The sequence below is a fragment of the Bartonella sp. AD328YNZD genome, from assembly GCF_042196425.1.
Window position 1 is genome coordinate 1 of the sequence record NZ_JBHIQG010000396.1, and the last position, 2045, is coordinate 2045.

The following is a 2045-nucleotide window of genomic DNA, read 5'->3' on the forward strand; positions in this document are numbered from 1 at the left end:
GATAAAGTTGTTGTTCTTTCTGATCCTCCAGAAAAAGCATTGCGTAAAAAAGCAAGTAATTGGCTTATGAAGGCACTCTCAAAGGTTATTGGAAATGCTCAAAAAACGGTTCAGATTACGTCACCTTATTTTGTTCCTGGCAAAGTCGGTACGCAGAATTTTAGTAATTTGGTTTCAAAAGGTGTTGATGTCAAAATTCTGACAAATTCCTTAGCAGCGACTGATGTAGCATTAGTGCATGGTGGTTATGTCCCGTATCGTAAGGCACTGTTGAAAAGTGGTGTTAAGCTTTATGAATTAAAAGCGGAAGGCACTTCCCATGGATTACGATTGTTTCGATCCAGTAAGGCAAGTTTACATGCCAAAGCTTTTTTAGTTGATCATAAAACAGCTTTTATTGGATCTTTAAACTTTGATCCTAGATCAGCGGCGTTAAATACAGAAATGGGCATTCTTTTTGAATGTGCGCCCATTACAGCGAGGTTAGATTTGTTATTTTCTGAAGAAACGACGAGGGAAATGAGTTATCATCTTCGTCTTGGTGATAATAATCGTATTTATTGGGATTTTATTGAAAATAAAAAACAGTATAGCATTGATTATGAACCAGAAAGCAATTTCTGGCGTCGCGCATTTGCAAAAATAATAAGTTGGCTACCCATCGAATCACAATTGTAAATTTTTATAAACCATGAAAAGATATTTATTTTTCTTTTCATTTTGTTTGTAGCATGGCATAATTTTTTGCCAATCTACCATGTATGAGAACCGCAGTTGTAGTTTAAAGCTTCTTGCGGTGTTTTATTATAAAAGGAATTTGATATGGCAAAGATTGTTGAAACGGGGACAGGTGCATTGGCACTAACTTTTGATGATGTACTTTTACAACCCGGTCATTCTCTTGTTATGCCTAGTCAAGTGGATCTCAGTACGCGCATTGCAGCGGATATTAAGCTCAATTTGCCATTGCTTTCTGCGGCAATGGATACGGTAACAGAATCGCGTTTGGCAATTGCTATGGCTCAAGCTGGTGGTCTTGGGGTTATTCATCGTAATATGTCTCCTGCAGAGCAGGCAGAAGAAGTCCGCCAAGTAAAAAAGTTTGAATCTGGTATGGTTGTTAATCCAGTTACAATTGGACCAGATGCAACACTTGAAGAAGCAAAAGCTTTAATGCGCTCTCATGGTATTTCCGGTATTCCGGTTGTTGAAAATAGTGTTAAAGGTGAGACAGCGGGGCGACTTGTTGGCATTTTAACCAATAGAGATGTACGTTTTGCATCGGATCCCAAACAAAAAATTTATGAATTAATGACGCATGAAAATTTAATCACAGTGCGTGAAAATGTTCAACTCAATGAAGCGAAGTATCTTTTACATCATCATCGTATTGAAAAATTATTAGTTGTGGATGAACAGAATCGTTGTGTCGGACTGATAACAGTTAAGGATATTGAAAAAGCAAAATTAAATCCAAATGCTGCTAAAGATTCTCAAGGGCGCTTGCGTGCTGCAGCGGCTAGTAGTGTTGGAAATAATGGGATTGAGCGTGCTGAACGTCTCATTGACGCAGGTGTTGATGTTTTGGTCATTGATACAGCGCATGGACATTCTCAACGTGTACTAGAAACTGTTGAACGAATTAAAAAGATGGCTTCCTCTCCAGCTATTATTGCTGGGAATGTCGCAACTGCTCAAGCAACGCAGGCATTGATTGACAGTGGTGCAGATGCGGTAAAAGTTGGTATTGGTCCTGGCTCTATTTGCACAACGCGTATTGTTGCTGGTGTTGGTGTACCTCAACTTGCAGCCATTATGAATGCTGCAGAAGTTGCTGAAAAAGCAGGCATTCCCATAATTGCAGATGGTGGGATCAAAGCATCGGGTGATTTTGCTAAAGCTTTAGCGGGTGGGGCTTGTGCAGCGATGATTGGTTCTCTTTTGGCGGGTACAGAAGAAAGTCCTGGTGAAGTTTATCTTTATCAAGGTCGATCTTTTAAAGCCTATCGCGGTATGGGATCTGTTGGTGCTATGGCACGAGGATC

At 39.9% G+C, this 2045-nt stretch carries 2 protein-coding genes; both read left to right on the plus strand.

Translation table 11 applies throughout. The features are described 5' to 3' along the window. On the plus strand, nucleotides 1-678 hold a 678-nt coding region (locus ACFIO3_RS12155), incomplete at its 5' end, for a phospholipase D-like domain-containing protein (protein ID WP_375704530.1). Nucleotides 679-822: 144 nt separating this feature from the next. Beyond that, the coding region (gene guaB / locus ACFIO3_RS12160) for an IMP dehydrogenase (protein ID WP_375704531.1) at nucleotides 823-2045 on the plus strand (1223 nt) is incomplete at its 3' end.